The following is a 16,167-nucleotide window of genomic DNA, read 5'->3' as shown; positions in this document are numbered from 1 at the left end:
AAGCCTAGAGCAGCAGAAGGCTAGAGCTGCAAAAGGCAGAAGTAGAAATACTCCCCATCACCCAACATTTACTCAAAGGGTAAGCGACGCAATGCGCACCCAACATTTAGTCAAAACTCAAAACTTGCTCCAGCGCCTCTACCAACTGCTGAAGGTGTGCGAGCTCGTGAGTTGCCATCAGCGAAATCCGAATTCGGCTGACGCTGACAGTCGGAGGCCGAATCGCCGCAGCAAAAATACCCATTTCCTTGAGCTTGCTGCCCGCTATTAAAGCTGCGGCTGCATCTTTTAACGGAAGACTGAAAATTGGGGAGAGGGAATTGGTAATTGGTAATTGGTGATTGGTAATCGCGCAATATTTGAAGGTTTCGATATTTTGTCGCAACCGAACTCGGCGTTCTGGTTCTTGCTGTACAATTCTTACAGCTTCCAAAGCAGCCGCCGCGTCAGCAGGCGTCAATGCCGTAGTATAAATCCAACTCGCAGCTCGATTACGCAGAAAATCAATTAAAGCAGCAGAGCCCGCAACGTAGCCGCCCAGACTTCCCAAAGCTTTGCTGAGTGTCCCCACTTGCATCAGCGGTGTTCCCGTACACCCGAAATGTTCTGCACAACCGGCACCGCTAGCACCGAAAACTCCTGTAGCGTGAGCTTCATCTACTAATACCATGCAGTTAAATTTTCCGGCCAAAGCTAACAACTGCGGCAGCGGACACAAGTCCCCATCCATACTAAATACGCTATCGGTAATAATTAAACACTTGCGGTATCTCGCCCGATTTTGCTCTAACTTGGCCGTTAAATCCTCAAGATTGCAGTGACTGTACTCTAGGGCAGTTGCACCGCTGAGTGCGGCTCCGTTTTTCAGGCTCGAATGGTTGTACTTGTCAGATAATATTAAATCGCGCTTGCCGACAACGGATACGATCGCCCCTAAATTCGCCAAATATCCGGAACTGAAGACTAAAGCATCTTCAGTTTGTTTTAAATTAGCAATAGCCAGTTCTAACTCTCGGTGCAAATCGCGGTGTCCGCTTAGCAACCTCGAACCCGTCGCGCCCGTACCAAATTCCTTAGTTGCAGCTATAGCCGCTTGAATTAACCTGTCATCGCCGGCAAGTCCCAGATAATCGTTGCTGGCAAAGTTAATCAGCCGACGGCCTGCTAATTCTACCACAGGCCCGGGGGAACTCTCGATCGATTGTGGCGATCGATACCAATGGGCGCGGCGAATAGTGTCGAGAGACTTCTCTATCCAAGCGTAAGGGTCAGCGTTCATTTTGGAAAGCGATCGGGTAATAAGTTATATTGTCTTATAGTCAGTCCCTGCCTATCACACAAGCATATGCCACTCACTAAAAAATACAGATTAGTCACCCGCAGCGATTTTGACGGTCTTGTCTGTGCCGTTTTGCTCAAAGAACTCGATATGATCGACGAGATTAAATTCGTGCATCCTAAAGATATGCAGGATGGAAAAATCGAAATAACAAATAACGATATTAGCACCAATTTACCCTATGTTGAGGGAATTCATCTAGCATTCGATCACCATTTCAGCGAAACTCTCAGACACGAGAAAATCAAAATCAACCACATCATCGACCCCTATGCAGCTTCCGCAGCTAGGGTTCTGTACAAATATTATGGAGGCAAAGCAAAGTTTCCTGATATTTCCGACGCGATGATGCAGGCAGTTGATAAATCAGATTCCGCTCAATTTGCCAAAGAAGAGGTTCTGCATCCACAAGAATGGGTGCTGTTAAACTTCATAATGGACGCCCGAACCGGATTGGGAAGGTTTAAAGAATTTACGGTTTCCAATTATCAGTTAATGATGCAGTTAATCGATTACTGCAAAAATCATACCATCGATCAAATCTTGCAGCTTCCTGATGTGAAAGAAAGAGTAGACCTCTACTTCGATCAAGAAGAAAAATTTAAAGAGCAAATACAGCGCTGTGCCAAAGTTTATAATAATTTAGTTGTTTTGGATTTGCGCAACGAAGATGTGATTTATGCGGGAAATCGTTTTGTCATTTACGCTTTGTTCCCCGAGTGCAATATATCGATTCACGCACTGTGGGGACTGAAACAACAAAATACTGTTTTCGCAGTTGGCAAGTCAATCTTTAACAAAACTTCTAAAACAAATATTGGGGAGTTAATGTTAAGATATGGGGGCGGCGGGCACCACAATGCCGGAACTTGTCAGATTGAGAATGATAAAGCTAGTAAAGTTTTGAAAGAGTTAATTGCCCAGATAGAGCAAAATGGTTAAATTGGCTTTATCTTTTTTGCAGTCAGGACTTGAGTCTTTGATGATTTTATTTTTCAGGGCTAAAGTTCTTACTACAAACAGGGATTTTCAGAACTGAAGTCCTTACTACAAACGGGAATTTCCAGGACTAAAGTCCTTACTGCAAACGGGAGTTTAGTCCTCAAGGTTTTGAGATGGCGGGTTCGGGGCATTGAGATTTTCTGAACTCTTGCCTTTGACTGGCGGCAAATGGTCTACCAAACCCATATCAAAAGCGATATCCGGCAACTCATCAGCGTTATATTTTCCTGCCTCAAACAATCGCCCGGGAGTAAAACAAGGCTGTTTCAATCGTACCACTTCCCCCGGTGAAAACATTCCCCTAAACATTTTACGTTCGAGTCCCATAATTTCGGCTCCTAAAACAATTCTCGCATTAATCTTAGCAATTTTTGAGCCGCAGCTTCCCAATTAAATAAATCCGCCGTCTCTTTAGCTTTTTGAGCTACCTGAAAACGCATTGGGTCTTCAACAAGTTTTCGCAACTGTTCCCGAACAGACTGAACATTTGGTTCTGCCCAATGAGGAGCATTTCTAATTTTTAGATACTCAGTATCGTAACACTTTCCGACAGGCATGAGATCGTAAGCAATGGGATAGCAGTTATCAGCATTGGCGTACTCAGTCGGGCCTCCGTACATAGTCATAGCGACTGGCAAACCTGCTGCAAAGGCATCCAAAATTTTAATCGCAAAACCCTCGCCGCGAAACGGAGCTAAAAAAGCATCGGCTGACAAGTATAAATCAGCTAGTTCTGCTTTATTATAAAATTTAGGCATTATCACAATTTTTGGCTTTAACTTGCCGAGGCGCTTTTGGATATTGACGAGATGTTCCACTATAACCTCTGGATTTTTGCCGCCATCTTTGATAATTAACTCTACGTTGGAATTGTCTTGAAACTCTTCATAAAAAGCTTGAATGGCGACATCCGTGCCAAATCTATACAAATCAAAAGAATTGGTCATGTGCAGAATATATTTTACATCTTTTTGGTTTTTTTGCGGTTTGGGAAAATAGAGTTGCGAGATTAAAGGATTGAAACCTAGAGGCATGACTGATACGTTTTTCGCCGGACATCCAGCTTTTATTAAGACGTTTTTAGAATATTGGCTGACGGCTAGTTTGTGGGATAAGTTATTGACAGCATCGTAAATCCAGTAATCATAATCATCAGTGTTTTTGGCGAATTCGTAATTGATAGCAAAAAGTTCTAAGTTGAGATGTCCCTTGAGTTCTTTTAAAAAATAAGGTTTCCAGTAATGAGACCATTTTATCTGAAATAAATCTGAGGGTGCGGTGTTCATCCACTTCTGTAACAGGTGGTTTTCTTCTGTTGTGGAATTGCGGGTGAGGTGAGAGGCGATTGTCGAGGGTTCGACAGAAATAGGAATTCCCATCTGGTCTAAAGTTTTCGCCAGGGATAGTGTAATGTCGGCGAAGGAGTTAAAGTGTTGAAAGCCGACGTTAAAGTGAACCATATTTATTAGTTATTAATTATTAGTTATTAATTATTAGTTATTAATTATTGGTTATTGATTATTGATTATTGGAGGCAGAGCCTCCGGGTATGTATTTCCAGGCAGAGCCTGGGAACAAGACTGGAAGGCTAAAATACCAACAAATAACAACTAATAAATAACAAATAACAACTAACTAAGGGCTAATTGGCCGATCGCACTAAAATGACTGTACAGTCGCACCCGCGCGCCACAGCTTCCGGGATGTTCCCCTGAATCACCTGCTTCAGCAGCCCTTCGCGGCTCGCTCCCAGAACGATCGCATCGCACTGATCGTTCTGAGCCAAATCAATTAAAGCATCAGAAACCGATGTAGCGCAAACCGAAGTCGCTATTATCGAACAGCTAACCCTGCGCTGGATAAACTCCGCCGCTTGCTTTAATTCGCGGCGATCGGGTTGTGCAACAGAAGGCTGGTGAACCTGACACAATTTAATCTCCGGTACAGCACTCGCAGCCACCAAAGCAGGTAGCAGCCGCAAAGCCGCAGCTTGCTTGTAACCGCCGCGAATAGGCACCAACCAGCGCTGCAAACCCATCAGCGTGTGCAGTCCCAATTCTGGCGCTGGAATGTCTGAATTCGGCGGGGGAAGTTCAGTCTCTGGAGTCGCTGATGAATCTGAGCCGATCGCCAATGCGGGATTATCTGCGCCGTCAATTCCTTCGGGCTTTAACTCCCATTCTATAGACGCATATTTCCGCCCGTTAAAAGAGGAGGAAAACTCATTTTTCTTGCGGGTTGCTAATATTTTTTCGCTCCATTTAACCAAAATAACCTCGCAGCCGGCTTGCCGAATTACGGTATCCACAACATCACCAAAAATGCGTCCTTTTGTGGAAAATTCGCCTTGCCAGCCCATCAAAATTAAATCGATATGCCGCTCCCTAATTGTCTCCAAAATCGCGTTAGGCACGTCGTGAGCTACCCGTATTTGGGTGTGGACTGGCAAGTTCCAATTGCGAACAATTCGCTCGGCTTGTTGCAGCAGGCGGCGGCTTTTGGTTGTCCGCACGGCGCTTTCTGAGGGGGAACTGTTGCGCGGTACTAAGATGATTTGCAGGCATTCTAATTCGTAATTGCGATCGCGCGCAATCGCCGCGGCCAGCCGCAGCAAAGCGGGTGCTGTTTGGGGGTTGGAAAGCGGCACTAATAAGCGGCCGTTTCCGACTTGCGGAGCCCTGGTTTGATAGACAACATAGGAAGGTTCTGGATGCGGGCCTTGAGTTGTTTCTCCGCTGAGGCGATCGGATTCCACTCGGATAATGTCGCTGCGGGTAATAATTCCCACCAAACGGCGGCCTTCTATGACTGGCAAGCGGCTGATATTGTAGTTGTTGAGCCTGTACAATACCTCGCTTAAAGTATCTTTTGCTTTGACTGCGATCGGGTGTAAAGTCATAAATTCTTTGAGCAGCGAGTCTCCGGAAAAATTGCGCTCGCTGGCATTTGCCAAATCGGTTTGACTGACAATTCCGACTAATTTGCCATCTTCAACTACTGGAAATCCTCGGTGGTGCGATCGCGAAAATGCCTGCATCACTTCATCGAAAGTCAGCAGACTCGAAAGAGTTTCAACTCGGCGCTGCATCACGTCCTCTGCGTACAAGTCGCTTAAAGTATTGCTGGCAGCTTGTGCCTTTGTCAGTTCAATGCCGTTAAACTCCAAAAGGTGATTGTACAGCGAGCCGCTCTCTACCTTTTCTGCCATTAAATAAGCAACTACAGAACAGATCATCAAAGGCAGCACTAATTTGAAATCCGCCGTAATTTCAAACACAATTACTACCGCAGTAATCGGCGCTCTAGTAACCGCGCAAAAAAACGCTCCCATTCCCGCCAAAGCATAAGTTACCGGCAAACCGATACCCAGGATATCTGCCTGCACAATGCCCACCATGTGACCGAGTGCAGAACCCATAACTAGGGAAGGGGAGAACAATCCTCCCGGAGCTCCAGAAGCAGCGGAAATAATTGTTAGAAAAAAGTGAGCTACAAAAGCAATTAAACTCGTTATGCCGCTTGCTTCACCGGTCAGCAAAAACTCCCGCAAACCCGTATTGTTGCGGAAACCTTCTGGGAGAAAAGCTATTACTGAACCGCAGATTATGCCAGCTAGAGCCACTCGCGCGGGCAAAGCTAATTTGAGCGATCGCCTGTTAAATTGCAAGCTAGCAACAATCCCTTTGGTGAACAAAGCTCCCAGCAATCCCGCTAAAACTCCTAACAGTATGTAAAACGGAATTTCCTGAGCCTCAAAACTGCTTTGGTACTCGCGAAGGTTCAAACTTAAACTATCGCCGCCCAAAAGCTGCGAGACAACTGCACCGATAAATGAAGCGATAATTGCAGTCCCTAAAGTCAATCCCGAAACGTCGTGCAGCAGTTCTTCAACTACAAACAAAACTCCTGCAATCGGAGTATTGAAACCAGCAGCCAATCCCGCAGCAGCACCGCAAGCAATCAATTGTCGGCGGTAGTCTGGGGAAGTAGGCATCAAGTGACCTATCCAGCCGGCCAAAGATGCTCCTATTTGCACAGTTGGGCCTTGCCTGCCTAAAGTTAAACCGGAACCAACTGCTAAAATAGTGGTCAGAAGTTTGGCGACAGCTACTCGCAAATCTAAGGAAAGATTGACTCCGCCGAGAGCAGCTTTGACGTGAGGAATGCCGCTGCCGGCAGTTTCGGGAGCAAAACGCTCAACCAAGAAACCTGTTAGCAACCCGCCGCATAAACCGACGCTGGGCAGTAATATCCAAGCTGGAATTACTGTCGAGGTAGCAACTCGCCAACTGCCGAGCCATCCAACTCCTGATTTGAGCAAAACGCCAGCCAGTCCTGAAATTAAACCGATCAGACAAGCTTCAAAAATAGCGAGGCGTTTCGGCCGTAAAAAAAGTTGAGATGCGATGACCCTGGAAGGTTCCCTAAATTGTTTAGGGATAGTAATATACGGCATAAATAGCGTTGATTACCTGAGAATTGTCTGCTCGATCAAACTTTAGCAAAAAATCCTTCGATACTTACCTGAAATCTGCTGTAATTCCGATGCTACCGGATTTGATATCAATCTGCGATTTTTTTACCCTATAGCCTCCACCAGTGTTTTCAAATCCGGCACTTCTAAATCAGGCTAGCCGCAGGCCGGCAGTGTCGCCCCAAATCCAGTTTTCTCGTGTCTGCGATTTACCCAAATCTATCTCGCGACTTGACAGCAATTGTCTCAAGGCTGGTAGTATTCCGCTTTCCCAATCTATGAGAGGGTCGTAGCAGTCAAAACTTACAAATTCAAATTGATTAAAATTTAACCTCTGTCATTGCTTCTATTCTACGGTTGATATTCAGCAAAAATCTCAATTTTTCCGACAATGTTGCGATTAAATTCGACCAATTCTTCTGCCGGAATCCAATACTCTTCTTGTATTGAACTACCCACATTTTGAACGGGATATCTTTTTAAGAATTCTGCCGCAACCCGAAAGCGGGTGACATAGCCGAAATATCCCGATGCTGCATCTCTTGTATTCCAATCTCGCGCGATTTGTATGGCATAGGCTTTGTGAAGTACCGGATAAAAAGTAGGCTGAAAGGATAAGCGCGGCGGGAATGCCAGAAAATCGCTTTCTTTAATCAGTTCCATTTCTTTTTTGCCGACGGCTCGGAACAGCATTACTGTCTCTCGATCTGATATATTGATATTTTTAAACCAAGCTTTCCAACCGTCCCAATTGTGAACTATTTTAGCCAATTCAGCGTAACCGGCCGCGCGGGGATGGGCTCCATCGTTTTCGGTAAGTTCTTTTTGCCAAATTTCCGATTGTTGCAGGGGGGTGCAAACATCTAGATAAGGCACGTTTAACTCGCTGCAAACTTGAGCAAATTGTTCCGATAAGTTGGCAATCCGGCTTGTGCGATCGGCATCGATAACTGGCGGTGGCCCTACCATTAAAACAGGGACTCTTTCTTGGGCAGACTTGAGAATATATCGCGCATTTTCAATTGATTTCTCAATTTCAATGCGAATTTTTTCATTTTCTAGGTAAGTGTCGTTGACGCCAAAGGAAAATACTATTCTGCCGTCGCCGTAGTGAGGTAAGCGGCAAGAAACTTCGCTGAACCAGCGAGTTTCTATATCGGCACTGGTTTCTCCCCTGATTCCTAAATTGTAGTAGGTAATATCGTGTCCTTGTCCGCAAGCAGCCGCGCAAATCCGTCCTGTCCAACCGAGACATTTGGGATCGCAAGTACCGTTTACAAAAGAATCGCCGATAAAACAAATACGCATAGTATGTGTGGGGATTAGGAATTGGGAATTGAAAATTGGGAATTGGGAATTGGTGACTGTTGACTGTTGACTGTTAACTGATGATTGATGACTACTAACAACTAACAACTGCCAACTGCCAACTGCCAACTGCCAACTGACTTTAATTTTTGCCGATGACGGACAATCCCTCTACAATTAGAGACGGTGTGTGGCAAGAACCGTTCCACTCGGAGTCTCCTCCCAATTCTACCAATTGTTTGAGAACGCTGTAGACGTTGCCGGCTACCATTGTGTCTTTGATTCTGCCGACTATTTGACCTTTTTTGACTCGGTAGCCGAGATCGACGTTAATCGAAAAATCGCCGGAAATTCCGGCACTGCCACCAAGCATTTGATCGACTACAATTCCGTCGTCTAATTGAGCGATTAAATCGATTAGCGAAAGCGAACCTGGTTTAATCAAAACATTGAACAAACTCGGCGTGGGATAGCTGCCCAAACCCGGGCGAAATCCGTTGCCGGTGGTGCCGCTACCCAAGGCTCGACCGGTGGTGCGATCGGTATAAAATAACTGCAACACTCCTTTGTTAATAAAGACGATCGCCCGAGTGGGAGTACCTTCGTCATCAAAAGGACAGCTATAGGGCCCGGTATCCGGCTGCTGCGAGAGGGTGACAAGAGGCGATGTTACTTGTTGGCCTAATCGATCGTTCCAAGGCGAAGCGCCCTCGAGTACCTGTTTGCCGTTCAACGCCGCACAGACAGTCCCCCACAGTAAATCGGCTGCTTTGGCTGTAAACAGCACCGGCACGCGGCCCGTGGCGGGAGCAACATTATCTTTGGCCCATTCTAAACGCTGCAAAACCCTCTTGGCGCTGGTGTTTAAGTCGAGGGTACCGCGTTCGGTTTCGCCTTCCCAAATGTTGAGGAAATCTTCTCCCCGCACTAATTCTGCTGACAAGTAACCGCTGAGAGTGGTGTCGGTGTGACTGGAATCCAAGCCTCTGGTGTTCAGCAAGCGGGTGCTTTCGATTTCGCAGTCTAGTTCGGCGGTGCAGAGGCTTTCGGGATAGGCTTCGCGGACGATCGCGATCGCCTCTTTTCCCCAGTTTACTAGCTGTTCGGCCGGCACCGACACTCCGCGATCGGGATAAACAACTTTCTCACCGGTGCCGAGTTCGATGGTTTCCGGTTCGTTGAGTTGCGAAAGCGCGATCGCCCTGTCCACCAAAATTTGCGGTTCCACGGGCCCGTAGGCCACCGCCAAACCCGGCCGCCCGTCCCGCCACAGCCGCAGGGCAATGCCTTCTGCTTGGGCGGTTTCTAGCTGTTTGAGGCGGTTTGCTTCAAAAAAGACCGGCCGCGAGAGCGATTGCGATTCCAATACCTCAGCAGCTTCTGCACCTGCTTTGGTGGCTAATTCTAGCAGTTGTTCTGCTGATTGGTCATTGGTCATTGTTGTCTGTGGTTGGTAATGGGCGATTCGATTTTCGATTTTCGATTTTCGATTTTCGATTAAAGAATTGGCAATGACTTACTGGGTATGGGTTGGGAGCACGAGCCTACATTTAGATTCTTTTGGGGAACTGGTGGAATGGGCGAGAACAAGATTTTACAGTCATTAGTCATTAGTTATTAGTCAATATAGCTGTTAACTCTCTTTCTAAATAACTGTAGATTAACTGCTGACTGATGACTGTTGACTAATGACTAATGACTAAATAGTTAGTTCGTGCAGCAGCCAAAACCCTGCAAAAGATTCCGATTCCGGCTTCGACTGAATTGCTAAAAAATGTACTTTTTTTGCTTGCTTTTTAGCGGCTTCAAATCCTTTCGCTTCTCTCTCAGTTGCTGCGTCTCTGAGATTAGCTAAAATCCAGCGATCGTTAGCTCCCGTATCTAATACCAGCCTAGCGGGGGGGCCGCTGTCAAATTTGAGAAAAGCCAACTCCAAACCCGACATCCAACCTGCCAGGGCTGCTGCTCTCGACGAGTAGATAATAAGTCCCGGAATTTGCGTTTCCGGGCCCAGGCGTGTCATCGGCAGTCCGAAAGCTTCGCCAAATCCGATATCCCAGTCGGACATTTCGTCAAAAGCTGCGATCGGCAAACTCACAAACGCCCATTTTTCGCCGATTAAAGCATCCGGCAGCGCAACTGGCGTTTCGGGTACAAATTGAACGCTCGGGTTCACAACCGGTTGATAGCCCGGTTCGGCGGGATAAACGTCTTGCATCCGTTCTTCCAGCCACAGGCTGAGGGCGAGGGTGCGGCGGCTGCAGGCGGCGGGAATGTCCAACTCCTCGCAGGCTTTAGTAATCATGTTCGCCATTTGGCGGCGGAAAAAGCGGATTTTTTCGGGTGGTTTCGGTGCTGCGGCGATCGCATCTTTAATTGCATCCGCCAGCCACAGGGAATTCACGGTTGAACTGGAGCAGAATTGCGAGTAGCGAAACAGAGATTCGGCCTTGTCGCCTACATTCAGCGGGCTTTCGCAGATCAACACTTCCCATTTTTTTTTCTCTCGCTCGTCTATGATTGGACGGCTGTAAAAGTCGAGTTCCCAAATAGTAGCCATGCCGCGCTGTTAAAAATTAATCCTTTCTCATGTTACCGGACAGCGGGCAGGTTTCTGATTTTGAGAATTCAACATTGATTTTCAATCGCTGGGGATCGCATTAACCCAACTAATTATGCCTCTGTCAACTCTAGGGCGATCGCACTTTCCCAAAGATTGCCACTTTCCCTTGCAGCTTCCCGTGTAATTTTTGGCAGCAGCGCACAACCGGACGCATTAGCAACTCTTGGGAGAACTGTCGCGGAGCAATCTCAACCTGCGATCGTTTGTTAAACTTGTGCAAGCCAGGGAAAACCAACTGTATAGCTTGATTCCATGAGACAAATCATTCTCGAAAAGATTGTTTCAACCTTACAACCTTTAGATTTTGTTCTCGCTTTATGGCAAGGAGGTTCAGCAGCCCACGGATACACCGACGAGTGGTCTGACCTCGATATTGCGGTTGTGGTTGAAGATAACTGCGTGGAAGAAACATTTGAGATTGTTGAAAAAGCCCTCGCAGAAATTGGCGAAATCGAACTCAAATATCGAGTTTCCGAACCCGCTTGGCACGGTCAGTCGCAGTGTTTCTGGCGGCTCAAAGAAACTCCACCCTTTTTGCTAATTGATTTTGCTGTTTTCCGGCGCAGCAGCAGCAACGATTTTCTGGAAATAGAGAGACACGGAAAAGTGCCGATCGCCTTTGACAAAGCTAATTTAATTGTACCGCCTCCTTTGGATCGAAGCAAACATTTATCTACAATGCAGTTGAGATTCAACGAAATTAAAATCCGTTTCGATTTGCTGCAACCTCTGGTAAAAAAAGAGATTTATCGCGGACATTTAGTAGATGCGATCGGCAACTATCACAACTGGACGCTTCTACCATTAGTCGAACTGCTGGGCATGATTTACCGTCCTCAGAGATACGACTTTGAACTAAAATATTTTAGCCGAGACTTTCCGCCCGAAATAGTCGATCGCACCGCACCGCTTTTCTGCATCGCCAGCCTTGAAGATTTAGCTGCCAAACAGCAAATAGCTGAGGCTTTTTTTGCAGAAAGCTTACCGCTTGCAGAAGCTAATTTTTACTTTGATAATACCCTAAGACTACCGCAATAGGATCAAGGTTTTGTACCAAAAACGATTAATATAGTAGCATCAACCTTAAAGATTAACATCCCGTGACAAAACTCAGCGTTAACATCAACAGAATCGCCCTTCTCAGAAACTCTCGAAACATCGGTATCCCCAGCGTTACGGAAGCCGCAAAAACAGTAATTGCTGCCGGAGCTCACGGCGTTACAGTCCATCCCCGCCCCGACGAAAGGCACATCAAAGCTGCCGATGTTTACGAATTAGCCAAAATGCTAACTGTCGAGTTCAACATCGAAGGAAATCCGTTTCAGCCGCCATTTATGGATATAGTTTGCGACGTAAAACCGGCTCAGTGTACCTTAGTGCCGGACGCTCCCGACGTGCTAACATCGGATAGCGGTTGGAATATTCCCGAAAATCGCGATCGGCTCTTACCAATCATTCAAAAATTAAAAAACAACGGCATCAGAGTCAGCTTGTTTATGGACGCAGATGCTGCTCTCATGCCGCTAGCAAAAGAAGTTGGAGCAGACAGAGTAGAACTGTACACGGAACCCTATGCAACTGCTTTTCGCGAAGGTAGAGTAGAATCTGTTTTTCAACAATATGTCTTAGCAGCTCAAGCCGCTCAATCAGCAGGCTTGGGAGTGAATGCCGGACATGATTTAAATTTGCAAAACTTAGCTAAATTTTGCTCTATTCCTGATATACTAGAAGTATCGATAGGTCATGCTTTAATTGCAGAAGCGCTAGAAATGGGCTTGTCCAACACAGTACAAGCTTACCTAAAAATCCTGGCAGGTTCGTAGTACAAATTAACCTCGTGGGGAAGGGCGGATTTTACCGCGGTAAACTCATTTGTATCAGAGAGACTCACGAAATCCGCCCCGACAAGCATACAGGATCAAAACTTACGCAAAAAGTTGTTTAACACGCTACGAATATGGTAAGGTGCGGTGTCTATCGCCATACAGAATTAGTCGATCGTCCAAAAATAGGTAGCAGTAGGGGCCGTCACCCCCTGCGGGGGCTAGCTTTTTCTAGTAGCAACGCTCCTCCCACAGCCAAAACACCGCGTTTTTTGGGTGGGGGCATTTTTGAAGCAAGATCCTCCGAAACAGCTTGAATTTTCCTCGACCAAATTACTAATATTCTCTAATGATATTATGTGTAGGGAGTATCATTGAAATGTCTCGAAAAACTGAGGCTACTACTTAGCTCCAGCACTGCCAATCTGCTACCAGCAGGTTTTGTGCAAGTACGGGATATTTACCTGTATTCTCCATACTGCTGTAGCCTCTGTGCGATCGCCAGATTTAATCCGGTGAAAACAGGCAAACACAAGTAACCATATACAACTCATTACCAATCGGAAGTGCGACATGAAAAAACTAATTTTACTGACTGGAATGCTACTCGTGATGGCGGCCAAATCTGTATTTGCCAGCCCAGTAGCTCCAAAAATTGCACCGAGCGAGCTGATGGCTGCCTCGGAAATTACAGAAACCGTTAATAAAACCGCTACATCTGCCGCAGTTCCCAACATCGAACCGATCGAGCGAATGTCAACCTCGGAAATTCGAGAAACCATCAACCAACCCACAACCTATATTTTTGAAGGCGTCAAAGGGCGAGAACTCACTCTCTCCTTGTGGGCGGGACAACTGAAAGCCGAACTTTACAGTCCCAATGGTGAAAATATGGGGGTTATTGAAAAAAGCGACAATCAGTGGGTGGGTCAGTTACCAGAGTCCGGCATCTACCGCGTGCGAGTTACCCCGAAAGGTCAGACCAGCAGCTTCGTACTCGGACGCGACTTTAACGCCAAGTGGACTTATAGGCCCGATCGCGCAATGCCCATAGCATTCAGGGAAAAAGAAGCCACAATCAAACTCAAAATGTCCGGCTACCAAATCCAGCCCATCACGGTTCAAGGCAAGCAGGGACAGACAATCAGGGTAACTGCTAGCAACAAAAATCTAGATCTGGCGATCGAATCTCCGTCGGGACAACTCCTAGATCAAGGCGAAGGTCAAACTTTTGCTCAACTCCCCGAATCCGGCATCTACCGGGTGATGGTAGTTGCCAAAAGGCCGGTCAAGCCCTCCATCAAAGTTTATGTGCGATAGCTAAAGATGGCAAAAATACTGTCGCGCGATCGAACTTGCGCCGCCCAATTACCACAGCTCGCCCGATCGGCGAGCTGTTTTTTGCACAAAATCAACCTTGGATCAGCGCTTCAAAACGTTCTTGTTTCCAAATGCAGCTTAAATCCGAGTCAGCTAAAGCTAGTTCTCGGTATAAATTAGGGATAAACTCCACAGCCCGCTGCAAATTGTCAAGAGCCAAATCAGCAAATCCCAGTAGCGCATAACAGCAAGCTTTATTGTAAAAAGCATTAGCAAAATCAGGATTTATTTCTAAAGCAATTTCGTAGCAAGCAATCGCCTCCGAGTAGTCGCCTTTTCGCGCCAATTCTACACCCCGGTTATACCAAATTAAATAATCTTCAAAGGGACACTCAGATGTGGGAGTGAACTTGGCATTTGTCTGATTTAAACCTACTAATTTCCCCAAAGCCACTCTCCGTTCGCCCACAGCTTCGGCTCGGCCCGGTTTCAGATCGAGCGATCGACTAAAACTAGCCACTGCTTGTTTGTAAAGTCCCATTGAGTTGGCAGCTATACCGCGATTGTACCAAGCCTTCGCGTCGTCAGGGTTAAACTCGATCGCCCTGTCAAAACTGTTGAGCGCCATATAGTAAAGCTTGAGTTCCAACAGAGCATTACCTCGGTTGTACCACGCCCCAGCAGCCTCCGGGTGCAAATCTAAAGAGCGATCGAAACTCAGAACCGCTTTATTGTAAAGCCCCATATCTATCAGCGTCAGTCCCCGGTTGTGCCAAATACTCGCCGCCCACGGACTAAACTCCAGAGCCCTGTCAAAACTGTTGAGAGCCTCCAAGTGCTGACCCAACTTTCCTAAAGCAATAGCCCGGTTGTGCCAGCCAAAGCTCGCATTCGGCTGCACCGCCAAGGCCTCATCAAAACTATGTAACGCCTCTAAGTGCCGTTCTAGGTTCCCCAAAGCCATGCCTCGCCCAAACCAAGCCTTATAATGATCTGATTGCAACTTCACAGCTCTGTTAAAGTTCGCCAGAGCAGCACGATCGTCGTTAGCTTCGAGGTGACGCGAACCCAGATGGTAATACCAAGCCGCTTCCAAGTTTTGAATTAAGTTCATAATATTTTGTATCTATCTTAGGGATGATTTTACCTGAAACCATAGCTGGAATAAAACGGTAATTCCACTAAAAATCTGAAATATTTGATACAGGGCGATCGCCCGTACAAACTACCAGTAACAAACTCAACAATTGGCGGTCGAAACTAAATATTTTCCTCTCGTAAGATGGTTTTTTCGCTAACCCCACTCATCGCTTGTTAGAGGTGCTGCGCATCTCAAATCAGCGTGAATCGCGGAACTATTTACCGCATCCCGAATTAGGTTTGCAGTTACACAAAGAGTCCAAGGCAGCCCAAAGTCTAACTGCAAATCTCATAGTGCGATCGAACCTCTGCTTGCCCAATTCAAGCAACCACAACCGCTGTTTTAGCATTCTCATTCAACAGCAACTGGCCTGTTGCATCAATACTAAAATCTTTCCCCAGCACAAAACCTTTGCCCATCAACCGCTGGCAAACAACCAGCGCAGTAATCCGGCGAATTTCTTCCATCACGTCAGCAGGAATCAAATAACTCAAACTCCAGATCACGGACTCGCAGTCATACCAAATCAAACGCTCAATACTGACAATCATCAAAGCAGCTACACTGTCAACAGACAGCCGCCCTCTCAGATCCGCAATCAAATCTTTACCAATTAAGCTATTGCGAGTCATCATCGCTCTAGCCATCTTCCCAATTTCTTGTTCGAGTTCTAAATGATTCATGCTTGGCACTGGCTTTTATGTTTTTAAAGCACTAATCAGAGTAAAAACAGTAGCCGCTACCAGGCTCTGCCCTAGCGTAGCTGACGCAGGCTCTACCGCAACTCTTTTAACAAAGTATACCTAAAGAAAGATCCAAAATGTATCTAAAGGCAGATACGAAAATATATTTTTTTAAAATAATTCGAGATGCCAAGCCCTAGAAGAGTTACTGGCAACAGCGAAGGAGCGCATTTTTGCCCGCCGAGGCCTAGGGGTCTACACCTTCCTCCCTACTTCCTCCCCTAGTGGCGATCGGCTCCTCAACAGGTGGTCCCAAAGCTCTAGCCGCCATTCTCTCCCGCCTACCAGCAAACTTCGGTGTGGCCATTGCGATTATTCAATAGACCTCTTGCGAAAGTGCGATCGTTCTAGGTAAAATAAAAGAAAAAATGAGCTTAATAATATGAATTACGAA

At 46.4% G+C, this 16,167-nt stretch carries 14 protein-coding genes; 5 read left to right on the top strand and 9 right to left on the bottom strand.

What is annotated here, in order from left to right; all coding sequences use genetic code 11:
• Positions 1-106: 106 nt before the first annotated feature.
• On the bottom strand, positions 107-1,279 hold the full coding sequence (bioF, locus tag QUA13_RS15600; protein ID WP_333199856.1) for an 8-amino-7-oxononanoate synthase: 1,173 nt from the start codon (positions 1,277-1,279) through the stop codon (positions 107-109).
• 66 nt (positions 1,280-1,345) lie between these two features.
• Between bioF and QUA13_RS15595 the strand changes: the two genes are divergently transcribed.
• Positions 1,346-2,281 carry an exopolyphosphatase gene (locus QUA13_RS15595; RefSeq protein ID WP_172185008.1) on the top strand — a complete coding sequence of 312 codons (936 nt, stop codon included), beginning with the start codon at positions 1,346-1,348 and terminating at the stop codon, positions 2,279-2,281.
• A 153-nt stretch (positions 2,282-2,434) separates the two neighbouring features.
• On the opposite strand, the gene QUA13_RS15590 is transcribed toward QUA13_RS15595, so the two are convergent.
• The 6 genes from QUA13_RS15590 to QUA13_RS15565 form a co-directional block, all read right to left on the bottom strand.
• On the bottom strand, positions 2,435-2,668 hold the full coding sequence (locus QUA13_RS15590) for a hypothetical protein (RefSeq protein ID WP_333187882.1): 234 nt from the start codon (positions 2,666-2,668) through the stop codon (positions 2,435-2,437).
• Positions 2,669-2,679: 11 nt separating this feature from the next.
• A complete protein-coding gene (locus QUA13_RS15585) occupies positions 2,680-3,801 on the bottom strand; it encodes a glycosyltransferase family 4 protein (protein ID WP_333199854.1) in 1,122 nt (373 codons plus the stop codon).
• 182 nt (positions 3,802-3,983) lie between these two features.
• A complete protein-coding gene (locus QUA13_RS15580) occupies positions 3,984-6,797 on the bottom strand; it encodes a chloride channel protein (RefSeq protein WP_333199852.1) in 2,814 nt (937 codons plus the stop codon).
• A gap of 369 nt (positions 6,798-7,166) precedes the next feature.
• A complete protein-coding gene (locus tag QUA13_RS15575; protein WP_333199850.1) occupies positions 7,167-8,123 on the bottom strand; it encodes a GDSL-type esterase/lipase family protein in 957 nt (318 codons plus the stop codon).
• Between the two features lie 142 nt (positions 8,124-8,265).
• Positions 8,266-9,561 carry a TldD/PmbA family protein gene (locus QUA13_RS15570; protein ID WP_333199848.1) on the bottom strand — a complete coding sequence of 432 codons (1,296 nt, stop codon included), beginning with the start codon at positions 9,559-9,561 and terminating at the stop codon, positions 8,266-8,268.
• A 261-nt stretch (positions 9,562-9,822) separates the two neighbouring features.
• A complete protein-coding gene (locus QUA13_RS15565) occupies positions 9,823-10,683 on the bottom strand; it encodes a Tab2/Atab2 family RNA-binding protein (protein WP_333199846.1) in 861 nt (286 codons plus the stop codon).
• A gap of 315 nt (positions 10,684-10,998) precedes the next feature.
• On the opposite strand from QUA13_RS15565, the gene QUA13_RS15560 reads away from it, so the two are divergent.
• The 3 genes from QUA13_RS15560 to QUA13_RS15550 all read left to right on the top strand — a co-directional run bounded on the left by QUA13_RS15560 (position 10,999) and on the right by QUA13_RS15550 (position 13,889).
• Positions 10,999-11,784 (top strand): nucleotidyltransferase domain-containing protein, encoded by a 786-nt coding sequence (locus QUA13_RS15560; RefSeq protein WP_333199844.1) that lies wholly within the window; start codon positions 10,999-11,001, stop codon positions 11,782-11,784.
• A gap of 62 nt (positions 11,785-11,846) precedes the next feature.
• On the top strand, positions 11,847-12,569 hold the full coding sequence (locus QUA13_RS15555; protein WP_333199842.1) for a pyridoxine 5'-phosphate synthase: 723 nt from the start codon (positions 11,847-11,849) through the stop codon (positions 12,567-12,569).
• 573 nt (positions 12,570-13,142) lie between these two features.
• Positions 13,143-13,889, top strand: a complete 747-nt coding sequence (locus QUA13_RS15550) for a hypothetical protein (RefSeq protein ID WP_333187860.1) — start codon at positions 13,143-13,145, stop codon at positions 13,887-13,889.
• A gap of 91 nt (positions 13,890-13,980) precedes the next feature.
• On the opposite strand, the gene QUA13_RS15545 is transcribed toward QUA13_RS15550, so the two are convergent.
• Positions 13,981-15,003: a tetratricopeptide repeat protein gene (locus QUA13_RS15545; RefSeq protein ID WP_333199841.1), complete on the bottom strand. Its 1,023-nt coding sequence runs from the start codon at positions 15,001-15,003 to the stop codon at positions 13,981-13,983.
• A 347-nt stretch (positions 15,004-15,350) separates the two neighbouring features.
• The gene (locus tag QUA13_RS15540) at positions 15,351-15,713 is read right to left on the bottom strand and encodes a hypothetical protein (protein WP_172184986.1); all 363 of its coding nucleotides are present in this window, start codon (positions 15,711-15,713) and stop codon (positions 15,351-15,353) included.
• A 284-nt stretch (positions 15,714-15,997) separates the two neighbouring features.
• On the opposite strand from QUA13_RS15540, the gene QUA13_RS15535 reads away from it, so the two are divergent.
• Positions 15,998-16,096, top strand: coding sequence for a chemotaxis protein CheB (locus tag QUA13_RS15535; protein ID WP_333199839.1), 99 nt, complete (start codon positions 15,998-16,000; stop codon positions 16,094-16,096).
• The last annotated feature ends 71 nt before the right edge of the window (positions 16,097-16,167 follow it).

The sequence above is a fragment of the Microcoleus sp. S28C3 genome (assembly GCF_036700785.1).
Classification (GTDB): domain Bacteria; phylum Cyanobacteriota; class Cyanobacteriia; order Cyanobacteriales; family Microcoleaceae; genus Microcoleus; species Microcoleus asticus.
The sequence above is the reverse complement of the archived record's forward strand: the minus strand, read 5'-3'. Positions and strand labels throughout refer to the sequence as shown.